Source organism: Nonomuraea sp. NPDC049750, from assembly GCF_040659625.1.
Classification (GTDB): Bacteria; Actinomycetota; Actinomycetes; order Streptosporangiales; family Streptosporangiaceae; genus Nonomuraea.
This window is the reverse complement of sequence record NZ_JBFANB010000005.1, coordinates 514988-541303: the sequence shown is the minus strand read 5'-3', so window position 1 is coordinate 541303 and position 26316 is coordinate 514988. Positions and strand designations below refer to the sequence as shown.

Here is a 26316-nt window from a genome sequence, read left to right as displayed (position 1 = left end):
CTCTTGACAGCCCGCTTTACAGAAAAGAAACTTAACCAAATGCTGCGAGAGAGCGCTCTCTTGACCCTAGGACGGCAAGGTGACCCCGCAGCCGGCACGACCGTGAGGAGCCCGAACCATGATCACAAGACGAACCCTACTCGCCGGCGCGGCAGTAGCCGCCACTCCGGTGCTGGCCCTCGCCCCCCGAGCCGAGGCCGCCACGGTGCTCCCCCTGACCGTCGTCAACCACACCTTCCGGTACGCCAACAGCGCGATCTTCCTCTACATCGTCGGCACCGACCTGGCCACCGGCCAGCAGGTCTACGTCCGCGCGGACGGCACGAGAGTGCCGGTATCGGGCTCACTCAACGGCCCCGACGGTTTCGCCGACCTGTCCATCCCGCTCGCCGCCAACGGCGACACCCGCCTCAACCTGCCATGGATGTCCGGCCGCATCTACGTCTCCATCGGCCAGAAGGTGAAGTTCAGGGTGGTCACGGACGGCAACGGCCGACCGGCGTTACAGCACCCGGCCGGCTGGGTGAGCTCGGACCCCAGCTACGGCGTGCTGCACGACTTCATGGAGTTCACGTTCAAGAGCGACGGCATGTTCTGCAACACCACCATGGTCGACATGTTCAGCATCCCGATGGAGCTTCGGCTCGACGGGCAGTCCAGCCAGACCGTCGGCACCCTTGTCCCCAACGGCCGCGACACCATCTTCGCCGGCATCGCGGCCAACCCCGCCTTCCGGCCCCTCATCGTGGGCGACAACCTCCGGGTGATCGCTCCGGGACACGGCATCGACTCGGGCATCTTCTCTTCCACGTACTTCGATCCGTACATCACGCAGGTCTGGAACATGTACGCGGCGGCCAACCTGCGGGTGGCGGTCGGCGGGACCACGTACACCGGGCGGGTGTCCGGCGGCCAGCTCGTCTTCGACAACGGCATCCGGACGTTCGCCCGGCCGAGCACCCGCGACATCTTCTACTGCAACGGCGCCCTGGACGCCGGCGGCACCTCCGGCCCGGTCGCGGCGATCCTCGGCGCCGCGTTCAACCGCTCGACCCTGCACAACCACCCCGACCAGCCGACAACCGACCGAAGCACGTTCTATCTCACCTCGGTCAGCAACCATTACGCGCGGGTCCTGCACGAGAACACCCGGGACCACAAGGCGTACGGGTTCCCGTTCGACGACGTCGCGAACTACGCGTCCTATGGACAGGACCTGGCCCCAACAGCCCTGCGGCTACGACTCACGCCATTCAACGGGACCGCCTGACACTCCAGTCTGGCGCGGGATCCGACCTGCCAACCATCCGCCTCCGACTGCGGGGCGCTTCCACCAATGGCCTCGTTCAGGTTGCGTGGGTTTCCAACCACACGGCCTCCACGTCGTCGGGGTCAACGCTGGACCTGCCAAGCATGTCCGACAGGAATTGTCGGTCTCCCTGCCTAAGGTCCAGGCTGTGATCACCTATCTCCCGGGCGACGCGACCAACCCGGCCGGCAACGAGCCGCGCATCATCTGCCACATTTGCAACGACGTCGGCGGCTGGGGCCGTGGTTTCGTCCTGGCCATCTCCCGCCGCTGGCCGGAACCCGAGGCCGAGTTCCGCGCCTGGCATCGCTCGGATGCGGGGTTCGAGCTGGGCCAGGTGCGGCTGGTGCAGGTCGAGGAGTCCTTGTGGGTGGCGAACATGATCGGCCAGCACGGCATCCGGCCCACCAAGGAAGGGCCGCCCATCCGCTACGACGCGGTCGATCGGGGCCTGAAAGCCGTCGCCATCAACGCCATCGAGCTTGGCGCGAGCCTGCATATGCCACGGATCGGCTGCGGTCTGGCCGGCGGTACCTGGGACCGGATCGAACCGCTCATCGCCCACCGGCTCGTGACAAAAGGCATCCCGGTGACTGTCTACTCCTGGAGTGAGCGCCCACCGTTCCTCCTCCCGCACCGCTCTCCCCATGAAGATCCACAGGCGACAGGCCGCTGAGCAGGCCGGGCAGGACGAGCTCCTACACCACGGGCACCGCGTTCCATCACCTCGGCAGGGTGGATCCGGGGCCCGGCTGGCTGCTCTCCGCGTCATGTCAGCGGCGGCGTCAGGACGGCGACAGCCCGGTATCAGAGCGGTTGGCGAAGGTGGACATCGAAACAACGCAGCCAAGGAGCACATGATGCAGAAGTTCGACACCCTCGCCCCGATCACCACCGTCCTGGACATCCCCGCCGGACGAGTCCGCTTCATCGCCGCCGACCGGGCCGAGACCACGGTCGAGGTCCTGCCCGCGAACGCCTCCAAGGGCCGCGATGTGAAGGCGGCAGAGGTGACCACGGTTGAGTACGCCGACGGCGTCCTGCGGATCGAGACTCCGGTGAAGAACCAGTACCTCGGCCCGACCGGAGCCATTGAGGTGACGGTCGAGCTGCCCGCCGGTTCCCGCGTCGAGGCGAAGACGGGCAGCGCCGAACTGCGGACCGTCGGCCGTCTCGGCGACGTCGTCTTCGAAGGCGCGTACCACCAGATCAAGCTGGAGGAGACCGCGAGCCTGCGCCTCACCGCGACCGACGGCGACGTCGAGGTCGGCCGGCTGGGCGGCGCCGCGGAGATCAGCACCGCACGGGGTGACATCCGGATCGCCGAGGCCACCGGCGGCAAGGTCGTGCTCAGCACCCAGTCCGGCGACATCTCGATCAGCGCCGCCGCCGGCGTCTCGGCCTCCCTGGACGCCGGCACCACCCACGGCCGCATCGCCAACACCCTCAAGAACGACGGCACCGCCGAACTCGACATCCACGCCACCACCTCCAACGGAGACATCACCGCCAGCAGCCTGTGACCCGCAGCCTCCATGGGAGAGGTAGACCAAGCCCGGTCACGGCGAACGGCCCCGGTCCATCCAAGTGGACCGGGACCGTTCTAGAGAGCACCGCGAATGCCTTCTATGACGGCCACGGCCTCCGGAGAGGAGCCGCTCTCCTCCCAGAGCTCCAGCCACTCCGAGTCCTCGCCCATCACCCGGTCCAGCCCCCGCACGGCCAGCGCCACGAGTGCGTCATCGATCTCCAGCCGGCCACCTTCCAACAGGAAGTCCGGCGCATAAGGCGAGGTGATCGGCACGCCGCTGCGTTGAGAGGCGACGATGGCCGCTGCCGCGATGGCCTCCGACGCCTCATCGCTGTCCAGATATTTCGTACGACCCGCAGCGGCTTTGAGCGCCTTGCGAACCAGAGCCGGACGCCGCTCAGGTGCTGCGTTGTGCAGATCGCCGCACCAGTCGGCGGCCGAGTCGTTGTCGAACGGTCCCACATTCCATGTGCCCATGGCCGATTCGTATCGGACCTCACCGACATTTAGCCGTCATCCGTCGGCGGGTACGACCTCCCCGCCCTCCCACTCGGCGATGCAGCCTGGCGGGCGGTTCGGCGCGCTGGCATCACGCCGGACGATCTCCGCCAGCTCGGTGGATACGACCCAGAAGTCCCAGGAAACGCGGGCATCGCGGAACTGTGGATCGCTGACGATCGCCTCCGCATAGCTCTTGATCTGGGCGACCTCCGCCTGGCCGATCTTGACCCTGGGAGCCTTGAGCTCGACTATGAGGTGCTCTCGCCCGGAGCTTCCCCGGTGAGCGCGCCCCAGCAGGAGGTCGGCGATGCCCATCCGGCCGTCCTCGCGGCGCACCGGATTGAGCTTGCCGTCTTCCGGCTCCCGGCCGAGCTCTTGGAGATGGCGAACGAGGATCGCATCCAGGCTCCGGTCGCTGACCATCAGGGCGTAGGCGTCGCCGAAGATCCAGGTCTCGCGCTCAAGGATCTTGTGCAGCTCGCTCCGCTCCTTGACCGTCCGGCTGATCTCCGGCTCGAAGACCAGCTTCTTCAGCGCGGCCAGGAAATCGAGCCGGTCACTGACCTGTCCGGTTGCCTTGGTCACTTCAGACAGGCTCGTCCTCTGGAGGATCCGCTTGAGCTCCTCCTGTTCCGACTGAGGCAGTCAGAACAGTTCATCAAGTACCGGATAGAGCCCACTCGGATCACGGGAAATGATCTCTCTGAGCAGCCGCAAGGTTGTCTTCTTGCTCTGCGTCACGCCTGGCAGTCGCCGGGAGATCCGAGTGGCCACTTCGTCGAACATCTCACGTTCGACAGCCTGTGCCGGCTCGGCAGGCTCCTCGGGGTAGGGATAGACCCCCTCGATCTTCCACTCCTGGATGAGCCTGCTTCGGCGCTCTTGGTCGCGTCTCTTGACGTGCGCACGGAGTGTCTCCCGCGCGAGTGCCAAAAGGGGTGCGATCTCGTCCATCTCCGCCAGGGGCAGATCGTCGCGGCGTTCTACCAAGCCGTCCCACAGCAGGTAGGCCGTGAAGTGGTGCCCATACGACGGAACAGAGCATCCGCCTGGGGAAGAATCTCCGCCGATCGCCCCCGACGATCTCAATCTGATCAGCGCCGAATGGCTGCGCACCCCAGAGGAGTTGGATGCCCTTCTGTTGATCGCGTTCGTAGGCGGACACGCTGCCATGCGTTTCGGTGGTGCGCCGCAGGGGTCCTCTGCCGGCATTCCGACCGGCGCAGGCCAATCATCGCCATAACGTCAACGGCGAACTACAGAGCGCCACGCCCAAAATTAATCTCCACCATATTGCAGCATATTTTTTCATCCGTCATTGTTGCAGTTGATGTCTGTATTCCAGGCCCGCGTGACCCGTGAGGGCGGACGGCGAGCCGAGGCATGGATTGGTGTCGAGACTGCGTGATAGCCAGGAGAAAACTGTCGGAAATTGTGTACAACGAGGCGGCTGGGATAGTTCACGGTTCGCTTGTCCAAGCTCGTGACATATTGGGGGGAGTCCATTTCCACGAGGCGGTTTCGCTGCCCCTGCCGAGCCAGCTTCCCCCACGCCCGCGTCTGATCGACCGCGAGGCCGCCATCGCCGAACTCGATGCCCTGCGGGAAGACGTGACGGAGGTGCCGATCACCGCGCTGATAACGGGCTCGGTCGGCGTGGGCAAGTCCGTACTGGCCCTGAGCTGGGCGCACATGATCCGCTCGCACTATCCGGACGGGCAGTTGTACGCCGAACTGCGCGGCCATTCCGACGACGCCCCGGCCACCCCGCAGGAGGTGCTGGGCGACTTCCTGCACGCCCTCGGGATTCCAGCAGAGCTCATACCAGGCGATACAGCCCAGCGCGCGGCGCTGTACCGCACAGTGACTCATGACCAGCGGCTTCTCGTCGTGCTGGACGACGCGTTCACAGCCGCTCAGGTGCGGCCTCTGCTTCCGGCCTCACCGGCGAGCCTCACCGTGGTGACCAGCAGGTACCAGCTGGCCGGCCTGCTGGTCCAGGGCGCCCGCGGGGTGTACGTCGACCGCTTCGACGCCGAGGCGAGCCTCGCCCTTCTCCGGGACGCGCTGGGGAGCGACCGGCTGGACCGGCACCGCGAGGCGGCCTCTGATCTGGTCGAACTGTGCATGCGACTGCCGCTGGCCCTGAGCGTCGCGGCGGCCCGCCTGGCCGCCCGGCCGAGCTGGCCGCTTCGCGAGATGGTCGCCGCACTGGCCGAGGAGCAGCAGACCTTGGCGGCGTTGACGATAGGAGACGACGTGGCACTCCGTTCCGCGCTCGACCTCTCCTACCGGGCGCTCCACCCTGGCACGGCCCGCCTGTACCGGCTCCTGGGTCTGGTCCCAGGGAGCACGTTCGGCGGCGACGCGGTGGCCGCGCTCGCCGGCGTCCCTCGCGTGGAGGCCAGACGCCTGCTCGGCGAGCTGACCGACGCGAACCTGCTGAGTGACATCCCCGACGGCCGCTATCGCTTCCATCACGCGCTGGTCCGCCTGCACGCCGCCCAACTGGTCGCGGTCGAGGACCAGCGAGAGGCCCGTGAGGGCGCCGAGGGCCGGTTGCTCGCTTGGTACCTCGCCACCGCCGCACGCGCGGAACGTCAGCTCCGGCCGTACCGTACCGGGTTGCCGCGCGATGCCGAACCTCCCCCCGCCGAGCCGACGGACTTCGGCGGCCCCGAGGACGCGCTCGGCTGGCTGGAGTCCGAACGCGCGAACCTGAGCGCCGCCGTCACTCTGGCGCACACACGGGGGCGGGAGGTCTCGGCATTCCAGCTCGCTGATGCCATGTGGCCGCTTTTCCTGTACATGGGCCATCACGGGGAGCGGGTCGGGGTGGAGGAGACAGGGCTGGCGGCGGCGCGCGCAGCGGGGGACGTTTACGGTCAGGCCAAAATGCTGAATCGCCTGGGCCTGAGCCTGAATGACCTGGGGCGATACGACGACGCCGTCGAGCGGTTCGAGGAGGCGCTGGAGATCTGGCGCCGACTTGGCGAGCGGGGCAGGGAGGCCGGATCACTGCGGCGGCTTGGGCTGGTCTCGGCGGCGCGGGGTGACCACGAGGTGGCCATTGCCAGATTCACGGCCTCGATAGCCATGTATCGGGAGTCGGGGGCCGACCGGCAGGCCGCGCTGGGGCTTATGGATCTCGCCGGTGTCCTCGTGGCCCAGGGTCGAGGGCCTGATGCAGTTATCCACCTGGAGAAGGCGCGAGCGCTGCTGCGCGGGGCCGATGATCTTTACAACCGGGCCAGAGTGGGGATCTTTCTCGGGTATGCGTATGCCGATCAGGAGCGGGCGGATCGTGAGCTGCGCTCCGCGCTGGAGATCATGGATCAGCTGGGATCTTCGGTCGGCCGGGCCGCGGCCCTGGAGGGCCTGGGAGAGCTGGCCCGACGTACCGGCCGACCGGAAGAGGCACATCACTGCTATGAGATGGCGTTGGAAGTGCTTAGCGAGGCCGAGTCTGCGATCTATCTCCGACTCAGGGGCCGCCTGGACCATCTCTCTTGAGGGTCCCTTAGCTGAAAACCACCTTCAGCGCCTCCAGGACCCACATCATCATCATTGGGAAGATATGGGGCATTTTCTTACCCTTCTAGAACTTGTCGCGTTCACCGCGGCAAGTGAAGCATATCCTTTTAGATAGGGCAATAAGGAGATTTGGCGCCAGCTTTTATCCCGCTACATCGTGACCGTTGAGGCGATCCTGCAGAATCCTAGCCTCCGGAGCGCCCAACCGCTCAAATATCCCCAAAGCTTCCCGCCACGCACCTTCAGCCGCGCTCCTCCCCTGAATCTGCAGAAGACTCTCACCGAGACGCTGAAGAGAACCCGCCACCAGGGAGGGATCCGCCACATCCCTCGACAAAGAGAGCGCACGCTCATAAGTCCCCCGAGCAAGGACAAACTGCCCACTAGCCTGCTGAGTGTCACCAATCCTCTGGAGCGCACGCGCGGTTTCGTACAAATCCCCTATATCACCCGAAAGGGCAAGCGCTTTCTGGAAATGGATCAGCGCCTCAGCGGTCAGCCCCGCCTCCAGGTACATCGACCCGATATTGCTCAAAGCGTCGGCCTCGTTCCGGCGATCACCGGTCTCGCGATAAGTTGACAAAGCCTCACGATAGAAATGCAAGGCCTCGTCGCGACGCCCTTCACGGGCCATGACGCCGGCCACGTTGTTCAAGGCCACGGCCTCGTTCTGCCGCCACCCCGTCTCGCGCATGACAGCGAGCGAGTCCCGGAAGAGTCCGAGCGCCTCCCGATGATCACCACGGTTGAGGTGCAATTCCCCGAGATTGTTCAACAACATCGCCTTGGTAGCGACGTCCCCCATCTCCTCCACGATCTCCAACGAGCTCTCGAAGACGGCCACTGCCTCCTCCGTACGCCCCAGGTACGACAGCGCGATCCCCGAATGCAGCAACGCGTTCCCTTCCCCATACCGGTCCCCCACGGCACGGAACAGCCCGAGCGCCTCCTCCGCGTAAGCCAATGCCTCACGGTTGCGCCCGGACAGCCAGTGCACGAGGGCGAGGTGGTCCAGGGCGTCGGCCTCGCCGCGCCGGTCGCCGAAGGCGCGGAAAGCACTGAGACCGTTGAGGGCGTGTTCGAAAGCGACGGCGTAGTGGCCCGTACGGCTGCGTACCAGGCTGAGTTCGAGCTCCGCGCGAGCCTCCCCCTCGCGGTCGCCCATCTCCTGGCATGCCTGGCGGGCGAGCTCGTGGACACGGGCGGCGTCCTCCCAGAGCGCCGATCGTTCGAAGTACGTCGCGACGGCCTGCGAGAGCTGGGCCGCATGCGCCGGAAAGCCCCGCGCGGCGGAGTGACGTACACACATGAGCAGATTGACCCGCTCGGCGCGCAGCCACTCGGCGGCGGCACGCGGGTCGCTCACGGACGGCGGATCCACGGGCGGATGGGTGACGTCCACGGCGGCGCGGCGCCTGTGCGGGTACAGGACGCGATCGGCCTGGTCGGCGGTGTACAGGTAGAGGTCGAGCAGCCGGTGGACGGCTCGCCGCAGCTCCTCGACGGGTTCCTCTTCGGCCGCGCGCTCCGCCGCATAGGCGTGCAGCAGGTCGTGAAAGCGGACCCGGCCGGAATCCGGCTCCTCCACGAGATGGCGGTCGATCAGCTCCTCCAGGACGCGCTCCGCCCGCTCGAGGCCGCAGCCGATCAGCGCGGCCGCCGCGACCGCGGTGAGGTCGGCGCCGATGTGCAGGCCCAGGCGACGGAAGGCGTGCCGCCGCTCCGGGGACAGTTCCCGGTACGACAGCTCGAACGCGGTGACGAGGTCGCTGTCTCCCGCGTGCATCTCGGCCAGCCGGTCCTTGGAGCGAGACAGCTTGGCCACCAGGTCTCCGACCCCGCGGGCCGGCCGATGGCGGAGTTTGTTGGCCATGATCGTGACCGCGAGCGGAAGGTAGCCGCACAGACGGACCAGCTGGTTGACGTCACCCGCGTCGAGCTGCCGGTCCTGGCCGACGATCCGGCGGAAGAGCAGCGCCGCCTCCGGTGGCGCCAGAGCGTCCAGCGGGAGCGGTCGCGCGCCTTCGAGGCCGGCGAGCCGATGCCGGCTCGTGACCAGTACGAGGCAGCCGGGCGCCCCGGGAAGGAATGGCCGCACCTGGTCGGCGCCGGCCGCGTCGTCCAGCACGATCAGCATCCTGCGGTTGGCGACCCACGCCCGCCACAGCGCGGCCCGCGGCTCCAGCGCCCCAGGAATGCGCTTGGGATCCTCCCCCAGAAGCCGGAGCAGGGTGTCGAGACCTTCGGCGGGATCGAGCGGCGGCTGGTGGGGATCGTGCGCGCGGAGATGGAGGTACCACCGCCCATCCGGGTAGCGGTCCGCCAGTCTGTGCGCCGCGTGGATGGCGAGGGCCGTCTTGCCGATCCCGGCCATGCCGTCGATGGCCTCGATCACGACCGCCGACGGGGAACGATCCAACACGGCGTACAGCTGGTTCAGCTCCGTCTCTCGCCCGGTGAAGTCCGCGATGTCGCGGGGCAGGTTGTCGGCGAGTGGCCCGCCGGGAGTGCGGTGGCGGGCGGGCGGCACGGCCAGATCCGGATCGCCGCGGAGCATGCGGTCGTGCGTGCCGCGCAAGGAGGGCCCGGGATCGGCTCCGAGGTCGTCGGAGAGGCGGTGGCTGGCCCGGTGGTACGCCTTCAGCGCGTCACCCTGGCGCCCGCAGCGATACAGGGCCACCATCAGCTGCTCGACGAACGACTCGTCATACGGATATTGATCGACCAGCCCGTACAACTCCCCGACCAGTTCAGCGTGCCGGCCCGCGTCGAGCTCCATCGCCAGGCGGGTGCCGATCGCCGCGCGGTGCTCGCTCTCCAGGCTCGTACGGAACTGCGTCGCCCATTCCCCGGACAGGCCGGAAAGCGGATCGCCCCGCCACAGATTCTCCGCTTCGCGGAGTAGGCGCAGCGCGTCCTCCGGGTTGCCGCTGGCCGCGATAGCGCGCGCCTGCACGTTCAGCCGCCGAAAACGATACAGGTCGATCTGCTCGGGATCGACTTCCAGAAGGTAAGCCCCGGAACGGGAAATCAGCCGTGCCCCGCTATCCCCGAACCGGCGATTCAGGCGTCCGCGCAGCCGGGCGATATAGCTGTGGACGCTCTCGCGCGCCTTTGCCGGCGGCGCGTCACCCCAAACCCGGTTGATCATGGTTTCGATGGACACGGGCTGCCCAGGCGACAGGAGCAGGATGGCCAGGATGTACCGTTCCTTGGCCGACCCGAGCTCACACGCCTCCCCGTCGGACCACAACTCCACGGAGCCGAGTATTCGGAACTCCACGAGTGTCCTTTCACCGCTAAAGACCCACGTGCCGCCAGTTTCCCGCGTATTCGCTTAATGGTCCATACGCACCTTTGATCTGACTCTTCAACTTCACGATTGTTGCAAGGTTTTGTCCAGGAATGCGGTGGACCCTTGGATAGAGCCGTTGAAACGGGGATTACGGCCGGGCGAATACGGCGGCGCGAAACCGCGTCGTACGCGAAATGGGGGGTCGAAAGCCCGATGTCCTGTTCAGAGGGGTACCACGTGCCGGTCGGGCCGGATGCGGCGCGCTGGGTGACGCGCCGCGGCCTGCGGACCGTACTCGTGATCGTCCACACGGTCACGTCCGGGCAGATTCTGCTGGACGTCGTCCGTCTGCTCGCCGCCGATCTGCGGGTCCAGGTGGTCTTCACCAGGGCCCCAGATGTCTTCGGCAACGGGGTGAGCGAGTTGCTCGGGCGCATCGGCGGCGTGGTGATGCCGTGGCGGCTGGCCATCCGCCAGCCCTTCGACCTCGCCGTCTCCGCCGCCTATGGGGGGATCGAGGACGTTCACGCGCCGCTCGTCGTCATCCCGCACGGCGCGGGCTATCAGAAGAGAGTCAGCCGCCGGCTGGGCGGTGGCGCCGTCGCGGCTCGCGGCGTGTACGGGCTCAGCGCTCAGGAACTGGTCCGGGACGGCATGGTGGTCCCGTCGGCGATCGTGCTCGCCCACGACGCGGAGCGCGGGCGGCTGGCGCGGAGCTGCCCGGAGGCCGTCGCGGTCGCCGAGGTCGTCGGCGACGCCTCCCATGACCGGCTGGTGGCCAGCGCCGGAGAGCGACGTGCCTACCGCCAGGCTCTCGGCGTCCAGGACGACCGCGAGCTCGTGGTGGTGACCTCGACCTGGGGAACACGATCCCTTTTCGGGCGGCGTGCGGAGTTGTTCCGGCGGATGCTGGCCGAGCTGCCCCGCGACCGCTACCGCGTGGCCGCGCTCTTCCATCCGAACGTCTGGTTCGGCCACGGCGTCTGGCAGCTGAGAGCCTGGCTGGCCGACTGCCTGCGTGACGGGCTCGCCCTGATACCGCCCGAGGCGGACTGGCGTGGCGCGCTGGTCGCCGCCGATCACGTGGTGGGCGACCACGGCTCCGTCGCGGTGTACGGCGCGGTCTGCGGTGCCCCGGTCCTGCTGGTGGGCGACGCGGAGGACGATGTGGACCCGGAGTCCGCCGGTGGGCTGCTGGCTTCGGCGGCGCCCCGGCTACGGCCCCATGGACCGCTGGCGGCCCAGCTGCGCGCGGCCGCCGCCGGCCACTGGCAGGGACGGCACGACACTGTCGTGGCCCGGCTCACCTCGGCTCCCGGCTGCTTCGACCGGAACATGCGGCGCCTGATGTATCGGCTGATGCGCATGACGCAGCCACTCACCATTCCACGGACCGACCCGGTCCCCCCACCCCATCTTTGAAGGAGGAGCGATGGGCAGCAAGATAGTCGTGGCCGGTGTCAGCAGCCTCTACATGGCCATGCCGGTCGCGGAGTTCCCGCTCCCGTACACCTCGCTGCGGTTTCCCGACTGGATGCGGGCCGAGGTGTCCGGGGCCGCGTGCCACATCGCCGACACCCTGCGCACCCTGGGCGACGAGGCCCGCCTGTGCACCTTCGTCGGCGAGGACGTCGCGGGTGAGGCGATCAACGCGTCGTTACGCACCCGAGGGCTGCTCGGGCCTGGGGTGGTGACGGTACCGCGCTCGTCGCTCGGCGTGGTGCTCGTGGCTCCGGACGGACGGCGCTCCGGGCATCCGTACGTCGCCGCGGTCAACGCCGTCGAATATCCCGTCGAGGTGTTCCGCCGCCTGGTCCGCGACGTCGATCTCGCGGTCCTCACCAATACCGCGTTCGTCCGGCCCCTGCTGGGGCACGCGCGGGCATCGGATGTGCCGATCGCGGTCGACGTCCACCTGATCACCGACGTCGACGACGCGTACAACCGGCCCTGGCTGGAGGTCGCCGACATCGTCTTCTGCAGCCACGAACGGCTGGCCGACCCGCCGGAGCAGTGGGTGGCGAGCGCCTTCGAGCGCTATCCCGGGTGCGCGATCGCCGCGGTCGGCCTCGGCGGGCGCGGCTGCCTCATGGGGCTACGCGACGGCACCCTGATCGAGGCCGCGGCCGTCGCGCCACGCGGCGTGGCGAGCACCGCCGGGGCGGGAGACGCGCTGTTCGCGTCGTTCCTGCACGGCTGGCTCGCCACCCGCAACCCCGTCACGGCACTCAAGGACGCCGTGCTCCACGCGGGGTGGAAGGTGGGTGACACCTTTCCGAGTACGGCCTCGCTGACGGAGGTGGAACTGGCCCGGCTGCGGGAGAGTCACCCGATCGCCACGTCCCTCGGCCGTTGGGACACCGCCGCGTAGGGGAAGGCAACTTGTCCGCCAGAGACACCACGGATCGCACCAGGCCATGCCACCGGGTCCTCGGCATGCCCGCGCTCCGCACGGCATCCCGTAAAGATCATTTCGGCGAACCGCCACACCCTGGCACAGGATCGTGAAAGGCTTAAGCCAGAAAAGGGAAGCTTGATAGATATGCCAACCTTCCCCCTGGGGTACGGTTCACGTCCGGCAATGTAGAGGAATGTCCGAAAGGACCGGGATGCACCCATTTGCCGTAGTCAATATGATGATGTGGGTTATAACTCACATCATCACGCTCATATCTGACGCGATAGGTTGACCGACGCAATATCGTGGCCACCGCCTACGGGGCGGTGGCTTTCGACATATTCCTCGCGATCTGCGCTGCGCAGACAGTGAGCGATTAGGTCACGGCGGCACCGGCGAGCGATCAACGCTGGGTTGGCGGAGACCTCCTGCGCCACGTCGAAAGCGAGCCCGTCTTCCTCCTCGAAGAGGACAGCAACCTGCTCATCGGCAGGCCGCCACTGGGCGGCGGGCTGACCCTGCGGACGGGCGGCACCTGGCCGCGGGAAAAGGCAACCTAGCTATCGCATGGCCGCCGATGCCGCTCGCTGGACGGCCCTGGCACCCGACGACTCCGCGACCCTGATCAAGGGCCCGACGAAGGCGATGTGATGACTGACGAGCAGGGCTGGATGCTGTAATCGTGTTCGTCGGCGGCCACGTCGCGATGCGTCTCTCCTCCACCGCCGAGACGCTCATCTTCACGCTCGCGGAGTGGCAGGCATGGTTGGACGGCGCCAGAAGGGCGAATTCGACCATCTGGCATAAGCCGTATGGCATTGGCTGAGATGGGCCTCGGGCCCTGCCCCGCTCGGTCAGCACCTTGCTGGTCGGCTCTATCAGCCCAGTTGGGTACGGCTCTACCCGATCAGCTGTCCCGGTCCGACTGCTCCCGCATGGCCTGGCGCTCGAGAGGAGCGTCGACCAGGTACGTCCACTTCTCATCTGTCCCGAACGCCTTCCATGCAGGAAACCATCAAGCAGAACCATCACGAAGTACGGCTCGATCTGGCCGATGGACCACCGCTGCCCGATCTGGATTCAGGCTTGGCACGGCTGCGCCGGTGGGCCAAACGCAATCCCCGGCCCGATGACGAGCCCGGCGGCGTCGACGACCTGGTCGAGGAGAGCCGGCAACTCGCTGATCACCGTGCCGAGGCGACCCTGCAGCTCATGGAGGAATAGTGCCGGGTCCCTATCTCGGCCCTCTGGACTGAGTTCGCTACAGGTCCGTCACCTCGTGCCTCGATCGTTGGGACCTGGCGACAGATCGCTGAGTAGGACGGGTAGGACGAGTTCCTCCTCCACCCGGACCGCGTGGCGCGCCATCGCCTCCGCCAGGGCGGGATCCCACGGCGTCGGACACGGCCGCCCGGCCAGCGCCGCCGAAGAAGCCGATGGCGAAGCGGGCCCTGCAGGAGAGGGCGCTGCCAGTGACAGCGCCGCCTCGTAGGCGGCGGTGTCGAAGCGCCAGGGCTCAAAGCCGTACCGGTCGTGGACGGCGGCCCCGATGGCGACGCCGCCCCAGTCGAAGTCCCCGTGGTACGCGAACCGCCCGCCACCCTCCGACAGCAGGTCGAGCAGCCGCCAGACGGCCGCCGACGGCCGGCCGCCGCCGCAGACCAGCGGCGGGCAGGACGGTCCCAGTTCGTCGGCGGCGGCCGCCACCACGACGGGGTTCTCGCAGATCCGCACCAGCCCGGCACCGGTCGCGAACGGCGACTGCGATGGCGACGGCGACGGCGACGCCGCCCCAGAGGACAGGGGCCCGTCGTGGCGGCGGAGCTGGCGCAACGTCAGCACGCAGGGCTCCCCTGCGGCTCGGGCCGCCGCCAGGATGCGCCCGGTCGGCGTCCGATCGTCTCCCGGCAGGCCGAGGCAGAGCACCAGCGAGGACAGGTCGTCGAGGTGAACGCCCACGGCCGCCCACGCGGCGCGGCGGGCGTCCGCGCCACCTTCCCCGGGGTACGCCCGGCCGGTGAGCGCCTTGGCCGCCGACAGCGCCAGTGTCCCCAGCGGCCTCCCCTCGTCGAGGGCGTGCGCGTCACCGGCGGTCTGCGCGGCCAGGCGGCCGATGGGCAGGCCGGGCGACGGCAGCCGCGCCACCACCTGGGCCAGCTGGTCGAGCAGGTGCCGTGCCTGGACCGGGTCCGGGGCGAGCCGCCTGACCAGGCCGGTGGACTCCAGCCAGGCCCGCCATCCGGCCAGCTCGGGACGGGCGGCCGTCGCGGCGTCGAGGTTCCCGTACGCCGCCTGCCAGGCCGACGCCGACGCCTCCCGTTCCCCGGCCAGGTCACGCAGGGGGCCGCGGAGCCGTACCACCGCCTCATGGAGCCCTTCGGGGGCGGCGCCGCTGGCGCGCAGGACCCGGTCCACCTCCTCCAGGGAGACCGACAGGGAGGCGCCGGCGCCCGCGCGGCGGCCGAGCAGCAGTTCGGCCGCGCGGCGCTGCGCCGCGGAAGCGGCGGAGAGGGTGACCGTGCCTGTGAGGGAACGACCGCGTTCGAGGCGCTGCCGGGCGCGTTCGACGAGCCACTCGGTCTCCTCGCCGCCCAGCAGTCGCCGCAGCCGCTCCTCACCGGTCAAACCGTTGCCGGTCAAAGCAGGCTGTCCTGTACGGCGGAGGTGGCGGAGCCAGGCTCAGCTTCGATGGCATCGGCCATGGCCCGAGGCCGCTCCGCCCGTGTCCGCTCCCGCCCATCCCACCGCCATGGCGTCACCAGCACGGCATCAATACCGTCCCGTCTGGTCAACTGGCAGATCGCCAACCCCGGCACCGACGGATAACACCCCCACTCACGCTCACTGGTCATCACCACGTCCATGTCGAACGTGGCCAGCAGCCCCAAGCACTTGGCCCGTGAATCATCGTCCACTCCGGCGAAAGCCTCATCCAGCGCGACCAGCCGCGGCGTGTACGGGTTGCCCGCCGACTTGTAGTGCGCCGACGCGGCGGCGAACAGGGGCACGGAGGCGGCCAGCACCCGCTCGCCCCCCGAAGCGGGCCCGGTGGCCGGCCGCCACTGCCCGTCCTGGAGCCGCTGGATCGCGAACTCGTGCCAGGTCCGATAGTCCAGCGCCTTGGTCAGCGCCTCGGTCCAGCCCGCCGCCGGGTTGTCGGCGTGCTCGCGGGCGATCCGCTCCTGCAGGAACGCCCCGACCGCCGCCCGGTCGTCCAGCGACCAGGCGTCCACGATCTGCCGGAGTTTGTCGCGTACCCGGTCGAGCCCTTCCGGGGCGTTCCTGGCCTGCTTCCACAGCAGGCGCAGGCGCATTCCGGTGGACGTGGGGCGGGCGGCCAGTTCGGCGTTCATCTCGCGCACCTCGGCCTCGGCCGCGGTGATCAGCTCCTGGAGGGTGCCGGCGACCTCGTTGAGCAGGTGGTTCTCCAGGATCTCGCGCTCCTTGGCCGACAGCAGGCGGGCGCGGTGCTCGGTCTCCTCGCCCAGGGCCGCCACCAGGCCGGGTACTTCCCGGGTACGGCCCTGGAAGTGCACGTCCACGACCATGACGCCTTCGCGCAGGGTCAGCCCGACCGAGTGGCCGTGCCTGGCCATGGCGTCGGAGAGCAGCTTGTGCTCCTCGGCGACCTTCTTCTGCACCCGGTCCCAGGGACCCTCGCCATCATCGACGCTCTCAAGCGACGCGTTGACGGTCCTGGCCAGGAGTACGGCAGGGGTGGCCGCCCATTCCGCGGCCGGATCGGGGAGGTCGAGCTCGGGCAGCGCGACCCGCATCAGCCCGGTCGCGGCGAACGCGCGGAACTCGCGTACCTCGTCGTCGCGCGTGTCAGCCGCCTCCTTGATCTGGCGGCGCAGGCTCGCGCTGGTGGCCTCGGCCCGACCCCGCTCCGTCAGCGCCTGCTGCTGGTCGGTTCGGGCCTGCTGCTCCTGTTTCGCCCGTTCGCGCAGCTGGAGCCGTACCTCTTCGAGGCGGCGGAACAGCTCTTCGACGGCGGCGCCGGCCGTCGCGGTCAGCTCCCGGTAGGTCTCGGCGGCGGCCTGCTCCTGCTCGCGCGCCTCGGCCGCCACCACGGCCGCCTCCGTCAGCGATTCGCGGGCCTGCGCGAGGTCGTCGGTGGCCTCCCGCGCGGCCTCCTCGGCCGTCCGCGCCGCCCGCACGGCGGGCCAGAGCTCGGCCAGCGCCAGCCGGTACGCGGCCAGGCCCGCCTTGACCTCGGCCAGCTCCGCGGCGGCGAGGGGCAGGCCGACGTCGCCCGCGAACTCCGCCGCCCGTTCCCGCGCGACGCCCAGCTCGCCCTGCCGGTCCTGCGCCAGCCGCTCGGCCACGCCGTGCTCGGTCGCCAGCTGGCCGCGCCGCTCGTGCTCGGCCGCCAGCTTGACGTGCGCCTCGCGGACGGCCGCGTCCGGCGGCAACGCCCGCTGCTCGGCGGCCAGATCATCCTGGCGTACGGCCAGCGCGGCCAGTTCGTCGCCCAACGTGGTGATCTGTCCGTCGACCTCGGCGAGTTCGGCCCGGAGCGCGGTCAGCCTGGCCCGCCGGGCCGCTTCCCGCGCGCCTTCGCCGATGTAGTCGGCGCTGACCTTGTGCCAGGACCCGGCCAGCACCCCGTTGCCCCACCGCCCGTCGACCGCGACCCACGTCGCCGCGCCCGGCCCCAGCCCGATCGCCGCCAATACGGTATGCACGGCGGCGTCTGGCAGCGCGGCGGCCACGGGGTCGGCTCGATCCACGGCGGGACGCAGCACGACGGCGCAGGACGGACCGGACACCGGCGCCCCCGCCACGATGGTCGTGTCGTCCTCGGCCAGGAGGGTTCCGGCGGGGGTCAGCCAGGCGTCGAGGATGCCCGCCGCTTCCAGCGCGGCCTCCAGCCCGGCCCGGTGTTCGGCGGGCACCGCGTCGGCGAAGTCCACGGCCCGCCACAGGGGCGCACCAGGACGGCCGTCGCGGGCGGCACCGCGGGTGTGCGGCACGGGCGGGGCGTCGTGACCGCCCGCCTCCAGCCTGACGATCTCCTCCCCCAGCTCCCGGGCCCGCCGGCGCGCCGCGACCAGCGCCGCGTCCAGCTCGGCGCCGCGACGGCCGAGTGCGGCGGTGGCGGCGCGGACGGCGTCGTTGACGGCGGCCTCGGCCGGATTGGCGCCATCCGCGGTGTTCGCCCAGCCGGCCAGCGCGGCGAGCACGCCGTCAGGGTCTGTCAGCCGCAGCTCGGCCAGTCCGGCCAGGTAGAGCGTGTACGCCTGGACCAGCTCGGTGATCCTGGTGGCCGTGGCCTCTTCCGCGGCGGCGATGCGGACGGCCGACGCCTGGAGCTCGCCCGTCAGCCGGTCCACCTCCGTGCGGGCTGCGGCCAGCCGGGCCTCGGCCTGAGCGACGGCGTGGAGCAGCCGTTCGAGCTCGGCCACGGCGTGTTCCTGCCGGGTGGCGAGCGCCTCGGCGGCCGACCGGTCCAGTGGCTCGCCGGGCAACCCGGCTCCGCGTGGCACGCCAGGCAACCCGGCTCCGCGTGGCACGCCAGGCAACCCGGCTCCGCGTGGCATGCCAGGCAACTCGGCTTCGCGTGGATCGCCGGGCGACCTGGTTTCGTGTGGATCGCCGGGCAGTCTGGCCTGGCGGGCCGCCCGCGCCGTCCGCTCCTGGGCGGCCGTCAGCCCGGCCGCCGCCTGGTCGGCCTTGAGCCGGCTCGTGTCCGCCCGCCCCAGCATCTTGTCGACCTGCCCCGTCAGGCGATCACGATCGCGGTCGGCGCGGCCCGCGTGCTCGGCCAGCCGACGGGCCTCCTCGCCGGCCTGCTTGAGCCGCTCGGCGGAGCGCATCTCCGGGCTCTCCTGGAGGGCGTTGCGGCGGGCCTCCAGCTGGTTCTGGCGGGTGGCCAGGTCCGAGAGCAGGTCGTCGAGCTCCTCCAGCCTGGTCTCCGCCGCGCTCTGCCGGGTCTCCGCCTCGCCCAGTTCGCGGCCCAGGTGCTCGTACCGGCTGTGTGCCAGGCGGGGGCCCGCCGCCTTGCGCTTGGCGGCAATGGTGGCGTACCGGCGGTAATGGGTGAGGAACGCGGACGCGGCGGCGCGCGCCTCCTCCAGACCGCGCAGGGCGTCGCGCTCCTCGTCGAGGCCCCGGAAGGCCTCGGCGACGGTGGCGATGAGGGCGGGACTGAGCGGCGGCAGCGCCTCGGTGAGGGCCCTGGACAGCAGCCTCTCGTCCGGCTTCTTGGACAGCTGGGGCTGGCGCAGCTGGATGAGCAGGTTGACCAGCGCCTCGTAGCGGTATTCGCCGAGGCCGAACATCGCCTCGTCCACCGCCCGCCGGTAGTCGGCGGCCCGGTCGTACACCATGCCGTGGCCCTCGACCGCCTCGCGCAGCTTCTCCCTGGTCAGCACCACTCCGGTGGCGGACAGCAGGTGCAGGTCGAGGCCGGGCCGCTGAGGCGTGACGAAGAACCAGTGCCGGACGATGCCACGGTCCTTGACCGCTTTGAGCCCGCAGCCGATCGTACGGAACTCGCGGGTGCCGTCGGCGGCGCGGCGGCCGAACTCCAGCCAGGCGTAGCCCAGCCGCTCGGCGTGCGGGTGCTTGCCGCCGAGCAGGAGGTTCCACTCCATCCGCTTCTGCCGGTCGCCATCGGGTTCGACCCGGTGCGGGGCCAATTCGCCGTCCAGCAGGAAGGGCAGGGTCAGGGCCAGCACCTTGGACTTGCCCGTGCCGTTGTTGCCGCGCAGCAGCAGCCGCCCGTCGTGGAAGTGGAACTCCTCCACGTCGTAGTAGAACAGGTCGACCAGGCCGGCGCGCAGCGGCTTCCAGCGCTCTGAGGTGGGCTCGGGGAGCATCACGGTCCTTTGACGACGGGGGCGTCGAGTGCGTAGCGGGCGATCGCCGGCAGTCCGGCGACCGTGTCGTGGCGGACTTCGGCCAGGCGCAGCGCGGTCAGCTTGCCCAGCGCCGTGGCCAGCAGGCCGTCCTCGGCGCCCGGCTCGGTCACGCCCTTGCGCCAGAAGGAGGTGTGCTCGCGGGCGGCCCGCCGGACGAAGCTCCTGAGCTCTTCCATGCTCTGCTCACCGCGCTCGGCGAGCAGCTCGGCCACGAGCAACGTGACATGGCCGTCGGTACGCTGCTCGGGCATCCGTACGTCGGTCAGCTCGTCGTCCGGGTCGGCCATCGCGATGCCCTCGGCCCGGACCTCGGCGACCAGACCGGTGGCCTCCTCGATCCGGCGGGTGATCGCGTGCCGCTGGGAGGTCAGGTAGGCGCGCTCGGCGTCGTCCAGATCGGTGTAGTAGACGACGGGATCCTCCAGGAGGCGCCGGGTGAGACGGCGGCGCAGCGCCTGGTTGCGCAGGTCGTCGGTGTCGGCGACCGGCTCGGCCGCCAGCTTCGCGATCCGCTCGCCGAAGGACTCGGCGGTGATCGTGGACGGGCCGCGGGTGCCGGTGAGCAGGGCGGCCAGCACCGGCCTGCGTACGTCGTACAGGACGTCGCCGGTGGCCGACAGGTAGGCGTCCTCATCGCCCGCGACCTTGCGCAGGACACCCCAGTCGATGAGTGTGCGGACCACGGCCACCAGGTCGGCGCGCTCCTGGCGGCTGTCCAGGGTGAAGGCGAAGTCCAGCTCCGGCTCGGCCGCCGCGTTCAGCACCTCTTCGGCGAGTCCGCCGAGCGTGGTCTGCGCGTCGGCCCGCTCCAGCATGGCCAGGGCCAGGCAGAGCACCACGTACCGCCGCCTTCCGTACGGTTCGCCGGCCCGGCCGCGCGCCGGATGAGTGGCGTCGGAGGGGTCCGGCGCCGTCTTGAACAGCCGCGCGCTCTCGGAGTCGACGACCAGCCGCCAGCCCGTCTCACGGGTCAGCCAGTCGCGCAGCTCGCTCAGATGGCGCCGGACCAGCACCAGCTTGTCCGGATCGCGCAGCAGCGGGGCGGCCAGCAGGGCACGTAGCGCCGTACGCCGCTGGGCCAGGTCCTCCTCCGGTGTCACGGCGCCACCATCAGGTCGGTGATCTCGACGACGTGCTCCGGCCCGGTCAGGACGCCGTCGTCGGTACGGATCTCGACCTGGCCGCCGCCGAGGACCAGCGCCAGCCGTACCTCGAGAGAGCCGTCGCTCGTCACGGTCTTCACCTCGAGGTCGTCCGGGTGCCGCGCGGCCAGCGCGTCGCCCAGCAGGCCCAGGAAGAGCCGGAACGCGCGCGGGTCCAGCACGTCCAGCTCCGACAGCAGCACCGGACCGTCCGTGCGCAGCCGCGCCCGCGCCGCGGCGGTCTCAGCCGCCTCGCGCTCGGCCTGCTCCAGCAGCAACCGGCGGGCCCGCGTACGGTCGGCCACCTTGTTCGGCTTGCCCCGCCGCTCGTAGGAGCCGGTACGGCGCAGCTGCGGCGAGATCCTGATCGGCGGCGCCTGCGCCCAAGGCGTGGCGGCCGGGACGTCCTGCCATTCGTCCAGCGTGGACACGGTGACGCTCAGGTGCCGGGCCGAGGTCAGCCCGAACGCCGCCCGCCACAGCCGGTGCATCGACGCCTCGTCGGGCGCCTCGGCGAACCAGCGGGCCAGCGTACGGAAGTCGGCCGTACGGTCGGAACGGCCCGCCCGCCGTTCGTTGAGCAGCCCGACTGTGTCGATGAGCTGCTTGATCGCGGTCACCGCCGCCTGCCGCAGCAGCCGGGCCTGCGAAGGATGACCGGCGTCCTGGGAGACGAACCAGTCCGTCAGCCCGCGCCAGCGGTTCCGCCACGAGCCGAGCGCCTTCTCCTGGGCCCGATCCTGGTCCTCGCCGTCCGGCACCGCGTCGGCGGCCTCGCGCCGGGCGGCCAGCACCAGCAGCCGCTCGTGACCGCTGCCCTCCAGCTCGACGAGCAGCGCCGCGATGCGCGCCCCCGAGTTGGCCAGGTCGGCGATGAACCGGTTGATGTAGTCGATCAGCCGCTCCTTGTAGGCGACGAACCCGTCCACGTCGCCGTCGGAGAAGTCGATGGCCCGCCGCAGTGACGCCATGAACGCCTGCGCGTTGTCGGCCAGCGAGGAGAACCGCTCGGCCAGGGACAGCAACAGCAGGTGGACCCTGGCGGGATCGGGCTCGTCCTCCCCGGCGAGCAGGGCCAGCGACCGCAGTTGCTCGGCGATGTCGGCCAGCGCCACAGACTGCAGCGAGCCACGCCGGCCGATCGCCTCCTCGTAGAACGCGATGGCCTGCTCGGCGGCCTGACCGGCCGGGGTCAGCTGGAACAGCAGGCGTTTGCGGTGAAACTCCTCCACCGTGGTGACCCGGCCGGTGTCGGCGTCGGCGCGTAGATTGCCCCACTCCACGAGCTTGTCCAGCGCACCGGCCAACTGCTCGTCACTGTCGCGCCGCAGCTCGACGGCCACGTCCTCGGGCCGCAGGTGCACGATGAACCGCTCTTTGGCGCTGACGAAGGTCCGCAGCACGTCCCGGTAGAGGGCGGCGTTCGGCGCACTCAGATGGGCGAAGGGCTGGGGCTCCTGGGTCGGCGAGGACATGGGGTCAAGTGTCCCTCATGTCCTCCGCGCCAAACGGGGATTTCCACTGTCGGTCGTGTCTGTCTGGTCAGGCCGCGTGAGCCTCGAACCACAGAGAGTCAAGATCATGCCCGGAAGTGAGCCGGACATCCGCATCGAGAGCAGCGGCAAGGAGACGGAGCAGCGCGACCGTGGGCGCGGTGCCGCCCTCCTCGATGCACTCGATCTCATCGACGGTCATGCCCACTGCCTGGGCGAGTTCCGCGACGGTCAGGCCGAGGGCGGTCCGCCGGTCATACAGAGCCTTGCCGAAGACCAGCGCCTCACGGATCGCGATCCGCTCGGGATCGTCCGCCTGCGGCTCAGGACGCACCCAGCGGGTGTGGTAGCCGGCCATCACACCTGCCTCTCGAAGCTCTCGGCCGCCGGTCGGCCATGGTCACGTTCGCAGATCTTCTGCGCCCATACCGCCCGGTCAATCTGTCGCTGCTCATGCTGCCTGGTCTTGCGGAAGACCGTGAGCAACACGATGGTCCTGTTGGCAGTACACCAAGTACGTCACCCGGGCCGCAACATCGCGAAGCCGTACTCGCAGTTCCCATACCGGTCCTTCTAGGTGGTCTGACCACGGTCCGCCCAGTTCGGTTCCCTTCTCCGCGAGAAGCCCGGCGACTTCGTCCACCCGCTTGAAATCGCCATCACTGAGTGTCTCGAGCCACTCACGAACCTCCGGCTCCACCTCGAACCCGTACAGCTCACGCACATTCATTCCTATCCCATGCACAACGGAACTGGCTCGCCGACTCTCGAAAAACAGTGAAGGTTACGCTGGCCATCAGCGGAAGAAACACGGCCATGTGTGCTGAGAATAGTTCCCCAGATAACGATCCTGTGGCATCTTCAATGAAGAGCTTGTCTCCGCTTCTGGGAAGATTGATGCAACCACTGCCTTGGGCCGCACGCGCCGATGGCCTAGCCAACCTGCCAGGACCCTTGACCAGCTGGCTGGCCAAGCTACGACGACTGTTTAATGTGTTGGGTGATGGCGTGGAAGCCAGCGCAATGGTCGCATGGCCTTCCACCAATGACTTCATTCGCGCAGGGGAGGCGACGAGGCGCCTGACTCGCACGGGACTCATTGCTCGCCATGGCTCCTGGATAACACCAACCGCAAATGCCCAAAACTGGCTTGAGAGCGGCAAAAATGCCCATCTCGTGCTAATTCTGCACCGGCACGTGCGATTCATTGGCGAACTCATGAGCACCCTCGAACGGGGATCAACCTCACACGAGGAATTGTTGATCGTCGCGCGCTCTCAGTACGGCTTCCGCTGGGAGTCGCTGACTCCAGTACGCACCAGGACCAGTTGGCTGAGGGTCACCGGCATGGTGGACATCTTCGATGGCGAGGTTCACCTGACCGAGGCAGGGCGAGCTTTGCTCAGCGACCTGGAACTCGGCAAGCCGGACGCGGACGAAGGGGACGCGCCTGCCGTCCTCCCATCCACCCCAACGGCCATCGCCGACCTTTTGGCGGCACTGGATGATGTGCGTCTGCATCGCCGAGCGCGAGCTGCGGGTTTCTACATCCCCGGCCAACAGGAAGAGGCCGGGTGGATCGAGACCCTGAGAGTCCTGACTGAAGGCGCCATGCCTTCGATCACCGTGGGCGGCCTCGCCAACCTCTGCTGTCGAACGCATGGCATCTCGGCATCGTCTGCGCGCAGCGCTCTAGACACCCTGAAATCGATAGGACTGGTGGCGCGAATCTCGTCGGATCGTCTTGCGGCGACTGGGGCGGCCCAAGCCTGGCTGGACACCGATCAGTCCGTGAACCTCGCCCGCATCGTTCACGCTCACATCTCATATTTCGGAGAGATTCTCTTCGATCTTGATACGGTCGGAGTGAAGCCAACTGCAAAAGGACTCGCCGAACGCAGTTCGCACTATGGCATCGATACCGCGCAGGGGCTCCCCCCTGCGGCCGTCACCGGGCGACTGAACCTGCTGCTGGCTTGTGGCCTGGTCACCAAGATCTCTCAAACGTTTTTCAAGGTAACGCCACTAGGCCGGGCTTTCCGTGATTCCGTTCGCTGCCTTACTCCACAGCAGCTTGTAGAGCTCCACGAGGAAGAATTCGCCAGCGTGCCGCCGACAGACGTCGTCGAGGCGGAGCAGATCGCGGCCAAGATCGAGGATTCCGCACATGACAGTGGCGAGCCGGAGCGACTTGAGGTCGCTGTGATCGCCGCGTTCAACTATCTGGGCATGCCCAGTCGCCATATAGGTGGAGCGACGACGGACAGTCCCGATGGCGAGGTGCGGACGGGGTCAGGGGTGCACGGACGGATCTTGGCCGTCGAAACCAAAACCGCGAAGAACGGCGAGGTGTCAGAGGAATACGGTCGGCCGCTCACCCTGCCGGGCCAGCGATCGAAGATAAATGCCGAGGCAACAATATACATCGGCCCTGGCTTTGAACGCCGCCTACTGGATGCAGTCGACGACGACCCCCAGGTTGCCGTCGTTCTGACATCGTTGTTGGCGGAAGCCGTTCGCCGTCAAGGGGTTACACCACTCACGCCCGCACAACTCGGCCCGCTTGTCGACCCGCTGCTGCGGTCCGACCAGCGACGTGACCTTCTCGCGAAAGAATGGAACGCACAGCAGCGGCTTGCCGATCTGGAACTGTCAGTGGCAATCGTCCTTCACAATGAGGCTCAGGATCCCCTTACAGAAGGCGCTTGGCTTGAGATAAAAGATATCCGCAGAGAGCTGCGCAAGCTGGGACACCGAGCCGATGAGGAAATGATCATGAAAGCCCTGCACTTCCTCACGTCACCCCGAATAGCCGTGGCGGAGTGTGCCGCAAAAGCAGGGAGCCCCGCCGAAGAACCGAAGTACGAATATCGCGCTACGATGACACTCGGCACCATCTGGCGCCGCATCGAAGCGCCAGGACGGCAGTGGCGCAGGAGCAGTTCGCGAAACGATGAGTAGCCGAGGATCCGCTCACCCTCGCGGAGGGTATCGCGACGAGGTGCGCTCACACAGATCGCGGCTACCGTGGCATCATCTAACTCCGCCGCAGGCGGGATCAATTGCGGGACCAATCGGCCACAATTCTGCGACATAATCCCAGGATCAGGCAAGCTTCATTTAATATCTCCATTTCCCGAGGCTTGATGTTGAGGTGTCGCCCGGCAATATGCTCAGCCGAGTGAGCAGCTCACCTGGGGTAGCGCGTTGGTGGTGTTGTTCCAGGTGGCGGTGAAGCCGAAGGTCGTGGACGCGCCGACCGGGAGGTTGCCGTTGTAGCTTGCGTTGCGGGCTGTGACGGTGGCCCCGTTCTGGGTGAGTGTGGTGTTCCAGGACTGGTTGATCTGCTGGCCGTTGGCGAAGGTGAAGGTGGTCGTCCAGGCGGAGGAGGCGTTCTGGGAGGCGTTCTTCACCGTGATCTCGCCTTGGAAGGCGCCGCCCCACTGGGAGATCACCTTGTAGGTGGCGGTGCACCGGGCATCGGTAGGCGGAGGAGTCACCGGCGGGGTCACGCCGTTGAGTACCTGCGCGAGCGACGGGTACCAGCGATCGGCCATCTTCCGGAAGCCGGTGTCGTTGGGGTGGACTCCATCGCCGGTGTCGGTGGCCGTGTTGAAGCCGGTCCACAGGTCGGCGACGACGATGGGCGACCGCGCGGTCGTGAGGCCGGCGGCCCAGCCCGGGATCGCGTTGTCGAGCGCCACCACACTGGCCGCGCAGGTGGGGCAGCCGGACGGGTTCATGGGGATGATCTGCGCCACGATGATCTTCATGTTCGGGTTGTTCTCCCGCATCTGGCCGACCAGCTTGGTATATGCGGCCAGGACGGTGGTGGTGGGGATGAAGCCGCCCCACATGTCGTTGGTGCCCAGGTGCATGAGGACGATGTCGGGCTTCGCCGCGTCCAGCCACGGCGGCAGCTGATTCTGATCGGCGATGCCGGTCGCGGCGTAGCCGCCGTGACCCTCGTTGTCACCGTCGTAGGAGAACCCGTAATTGCAGCCGCCGTCGGGGACGCTGCCGACGAAGTCGATGTTCGTATATCCGGCTGTCTGCAGGTGGTTCCAGAGCAGGGCGCGCCAGCAGCCGGGTCCGGCGGTGATGGAGTCGCCGAGCGGCATGATCCGGACGGGGGCCGTCGCCGACAGCGCGGGCAGGGCGACACCGAAGGCGACCGCCACGAGGAGCGTGACGAGGACGGCGTACAGGTGGGATCTGCGGCGCATGAGCGGCTCCATGGAGAGACC

The 26316-nt window shown here is 68.7% G+C and carries 20 protein-coding genes; 9 read left to right on the top strand and 11 right to left on the bottom strand.

All coding sequences use genetic code 11. The features are described 5' to 3' along the window. The first annotated feature begins 118 nt into the window (after window positions 1-118). The 3 genes from AB0J16_RS17530 to AB0J16_RS17520 all read left to right on the top strand — a co-directional run bounded on the left by AB0J16_RS17530 (window position 119) and on the right by AB0J16_RS17520 (window position 2832). The gene (locus AB0J16_RS17530) at window positions 119-1270 is read left to right on the top strand and encodes a beta-1,3-glucanase family protein (RefSeq protein WP_358540096.1); all 1152 of its coding nucleotides are present in this window, start codon (window positions 119-121) and stop codon (window positions 1268-1270) included. A gap of 187 nt (window positions 1271-1457) precedes the next feature. Further along, window positions 1458-1985: a macro domain-containing protein gene (locus AB0J16_RS17525; RefSeq protein ID WP_358540093.1), complete on the top strand. Its 528-nt coding sequence runs from the start codon at window positions 1458-1460 to the stop codon at window positions 1983-1985. 184 nt (window positions 1986-2169) lie between these two features. Then, a complete protein-coding gene (locus tag AB0J16_RS17520; RefSeq protein WP_358540348.1) occupies window positions 2170-2832 on the top strand; it encodes a DUF4097 family beta strand repeat-containing protein in 663 nt (220 codons plus the stop codon). An 80-nt stretch (window positions 2833-2912) separates the two neighbouring features. Here the strand turns inward: AB0J16_RS17520 and AB0J16_RS17515 are convergent, their stop codons facing one another. The 3 genes from AB0J16_RS17515 to AB0J16_RS17505 are packed head-to-tail and all read right to left on the bottom strand — an operon-like array spanning window position 2913 to window position 4295. Further along, entirely contained in the window at window positions 2913-3317 is a 405-nt protein-coding gene (locus tag AB0J16_RS17515) for a DUF4259 domain-containing protein (RefSeq protein ID WP_358540090.1), read from the bottom strand. Window positions 3318-3353: 36 nt separating this feature from the next. Then, window positions 3354-3926 carry a hypothetical protein gene (locus tag AB0J16_RS17510; RefSeq protein ID WP_358540087.1) on the bottom strand — a complete coding sequence of 191 codons (573 nt, stop codon included), beginning with the start codon at window positions 3924-3926 and terminating at the stop codon, window positions 3354-3356. A gap of 60 nt (window positions 3927-3986) precedes the next feature. Next, window positions 3987-4295 carry a hypothetical protein gene (locus tag AB0J16_RS17505; protein WP_358540084.1) on the bottom strand — a complete coding sequence of 103 codons (309 nt, stop codon included), beginning with the start codon at window positions 4293-4295 and terminating at the stop codon, window positions 3987-3989. A 537-nt stretch (window positions 4296-4832) separates the two neighbouring features. Here AB0J16_RS17505 and AB0J16_RS17500 point away from each other — a divergent pair. After that, complete coding sequence (locus AB0J16_RS17500) at window positions 4833-6854, top strand: tetratricopeptide repeat protein (protein WP_358540081.1); 2022 nt, start codon at window positions 4833-4835, stop codon at window positions 6852-6854. 163 nt (window positions 6855-7017) lie between these two features. Here AB0J16_RS17500 and AB0J16_RS17495 read toward each other — a convergent pair whose 3' ends face one another. After that, window positions 7018-10158, bottom strand: a complete 3141-nt coding sequence (locus AB0J16_RS17495; RefSeq protein WP_358540078.1) for a tetratricopeptide repeat protein — start codon at window positions 10156-10158, stop codon at window positions 7018-7020. A gap of 249 nt (window positions 10159-10407) precedes the next feature. Between AB0J16_RS17495 and AB0J16_RS17490 the strand changes: the two genes are divergently transcribed. The 4 genes from AB0J16_RS17490 (at window position 10408) to AB0J16_RS17475 (ending at window position 13792) form a co-directional block, all read left to right on the top strand. Continuing rightward, the gene (locus AB0J16_RS17490) at window positions 10408-11592 is read left to right on the top strand and encodes a hypothetical protein (RefSeq protein ID WP_358540075.1); all 1185 of its coding nucleotides are present in this window, start codon (window positions 10408-10410) and stop codon (window positions 11590-11592) included. A 10-nt stretch (window positions 11593-11602) separates the two neighbouring features. Continuing rightward, window positions 11603-12541 (top strand): carbohydrate kinase family protein, encoded by a 939-nt coding sequence (locus tag AB0J16_RS17485; protein WP_358540072.1) that lies wholly within the window; start codon window positions 11603-11605, stop codon window positions 12539-12541. A 709-nt stretch (window positions 12542-13250) separates the two neighbouring features. Beyond that, window positions 13251-13394 carry a hypothetical protein gene (locus tag AB0J16_RS17480; RefSeq protein WP_358540069.1) on the top strand — a complete coding sequence of 48 codons (144 nt, stop codon included), beginning with the start codon at window positions 13251-13253 and terminating at the stop codon, window positions 13392-13394. Window positions 13395-13570: 176 nt separating this feature from the next. Further along, complete coding sequence (locus AB0J16_RS17475) at window positions 13571-13792, top strand: hypothetical protein (protein WP_358540066.1); 222 nt, start codon at window positions 13571-13573, stop codon at window positions 13790-13792. A 48-nt stretch (window positions 13793-13840) separates the two neighbouring features. Here the strand turns inward: AB0J16_RS17475 and AB0J16_RS17470 are convergent, their stop codons facing one another. From AB0J16_RS17470 to AB0J16_RS17445, 6 genes are all read right to left on the bottom strand, one after another. Next, window positions 13841-15208, bottom strand: coding sequence for a TIGR02679 family protein (locus AB0J16_RS17470; protein ID WP_358540063.1), 1368 nt, complete (start codon window positions 15206-15208; stop codon window positions 13841-13843). Then, window positions 15205-19392: a TIGR02680 family protein gene (locus AB0J16_RS17465; RefSeq protein WP_358540060.1), complete on the bottom strand. Its 4188-nt coding sequence runs from the start codon at window positions 19390-19392 to the stop codon at window positions 15205-15207. Before AB0J16_RS17465 ends, AB0J16_RS17470 begins: the two co-directional genes overlap by 4 nt. Next, a complete protein-coding gene (locus tag AB0J16_RS17460; protein WP_358540057.1) occupies window positions 19392-20534 on the bottom strand; it encodes a TIGR02678 family protein in 1143 nt (380 codons plus the stop codon). Before AB0J16_RS17460 ends, AB0J16_RS17465 begins: the two co-directional genes overlap by 1 nt. Then, the gene (locus tag AB0J16_RS17455) at window positions 20531-22051 is read right to left on the bottom strand and encodes a TIGR02677 family protein (RefSeq protein WP_358540054.1); all 1521 of its coding nucleotides are present in this window, start codon (window positions 22049-22051) and stop codon (window positions 20531-20533) included. The genes AB0J16_RS17460 and AB0J16_RS17455 overlap by 4 nt, the downstream gene beginning before the upstream one ends. Window positions 22052-22118: 67 nt before the next feature. Further along, a complete protein-coding gene (locus AB0J16_RS17450) occupies window positions 22119-22427 on the bottom strand; it encodes a helix-turn-helix transcriptional regulator (protein WP_358540051.1) in 309 nt (102 codons plus the stop codon). A gap of 93 nt (window positions 22428-22520) precedes the next feature. Beyond that, entirely contained in the window at window positions 22521-22793 is a 273-nt protein-coding gene (locus AB0J16_RS17445) for a type II toxin-antitoxin system RelE/ParE family toxin (RefSeq protein WP_358540048.1), read from the bottom strand. Window positions 22794-23023: 230 nt separating this feature from the next. Between AB0J16_RS17445 and AB0J16_RS17440 the strand changes: the two genes are divergently transcribed. After that, a complete protein-coding gene (locus tag AB0J16_RS17440) occupies window positions 23024-25030 on the top strand; it encodes a hypothetical protein (protein ID WP_358540045.1) in 2007 nt (668 codons plus the stop codon). A gap of 212 nt (window positions 25031-25242) precedes the next feature. Here the strand turns inward: AB0J16_RS17440 and AB0J16_RS17435 are convergent, their stop codons facing one another. Continuing rightward, the gene (locus AB0J16_RS17435) at window positions 25243-26295 is read right to left on the bottom strand and encodes a cellulose binding domain-containing protein (protein WP_358540042.1); all 1053 of its coding nucleotides are present in this window, start codon (window positions 26293-26295) and stop codon (window positions 25243-25245) included. Window positions 26296-26316 lie beyond the last annotated feature (21 nt).

What these genes read in the sequence shown, in the direction of transcription:
- AB0J16_RS17530 (WP_358540096.1), top strand. Translation starts at nt 119, where the DNA reads ATGATCACAAGACGAACCCTACTCGCCGGCGCGGCAGTAGCCGCCACT.
- AB0J16_RS17520 (WP_358540348.1), top strand. Translation starts at nt 2,170, where the DNA reads ATGCAGAAGTTCGACACCCTCGCCCCGATCACCACCGTCCTGGACATC.
- AB0J16_RS17515 (WP_358540090.1), bottom strand. Translation starts at nt 3,317, where the DNA reads ATGGGCACATGGAATGTGGGACCGTTCGACAACGACTCGGCCGCCGAC.
- AB0J16_RS17505 (WP_358540084.1), bottom strand. Translation starts at nt 4,295, where the DNA reads ATGGACGAGATCGCACCCCTTTTGGCACTCGCGCGGGAGACACTCCGT.
- AB0J16_RS17485 (WP_358540072.1), top strand. Translation starts at nt 11,603, where the DNA reads ATGGGCAGCAAGATAGTCGTGGCCGGTGTCAGCAGCCTCTACATGGCC.
- AB0J16_RS17475 (WP_358540066.1), top strand. Translation starts at nt 13,571, where the DNA reads ATGCAGGAAACCATCAAGCAGAACCATCACGAAGTACGGCTCGATCTG.
- AB0J16_RS17465 (WP_358540060.1), bottom strand. Translation starts at nt 19,392, where the DNA reads ATGCTCCCCGAGCCCACCTCAGAGCGCTGGAAGCCGCTGCGCGCCGGC.
- AB0J16_RS17455 (WP_358540054.1), bottom strand. Translation starts at nt 22,051, where the DNA reads ATGTCCTCGCCGACCCAGGAGCCCCAGCCCTTCGCCCATCTGAGTGCG.
- AB0J16_RS17450 (WP_358540051.1), bottom strand. Translation starts at nt 22,427, where the DNA reads ATGGCCGGCTACCACACCCGCTGGGTGCGTCCTGAGCCGCAGGCGGAC.
- AB0J16_RS17435 (WP_358540042.1), bottom strand. Translation starts at nt 26,295, where the DNA reads ATGCGCCGCAGATCCCACCTGTACGCCGTCCTCGTCACGCTCCTCGTG.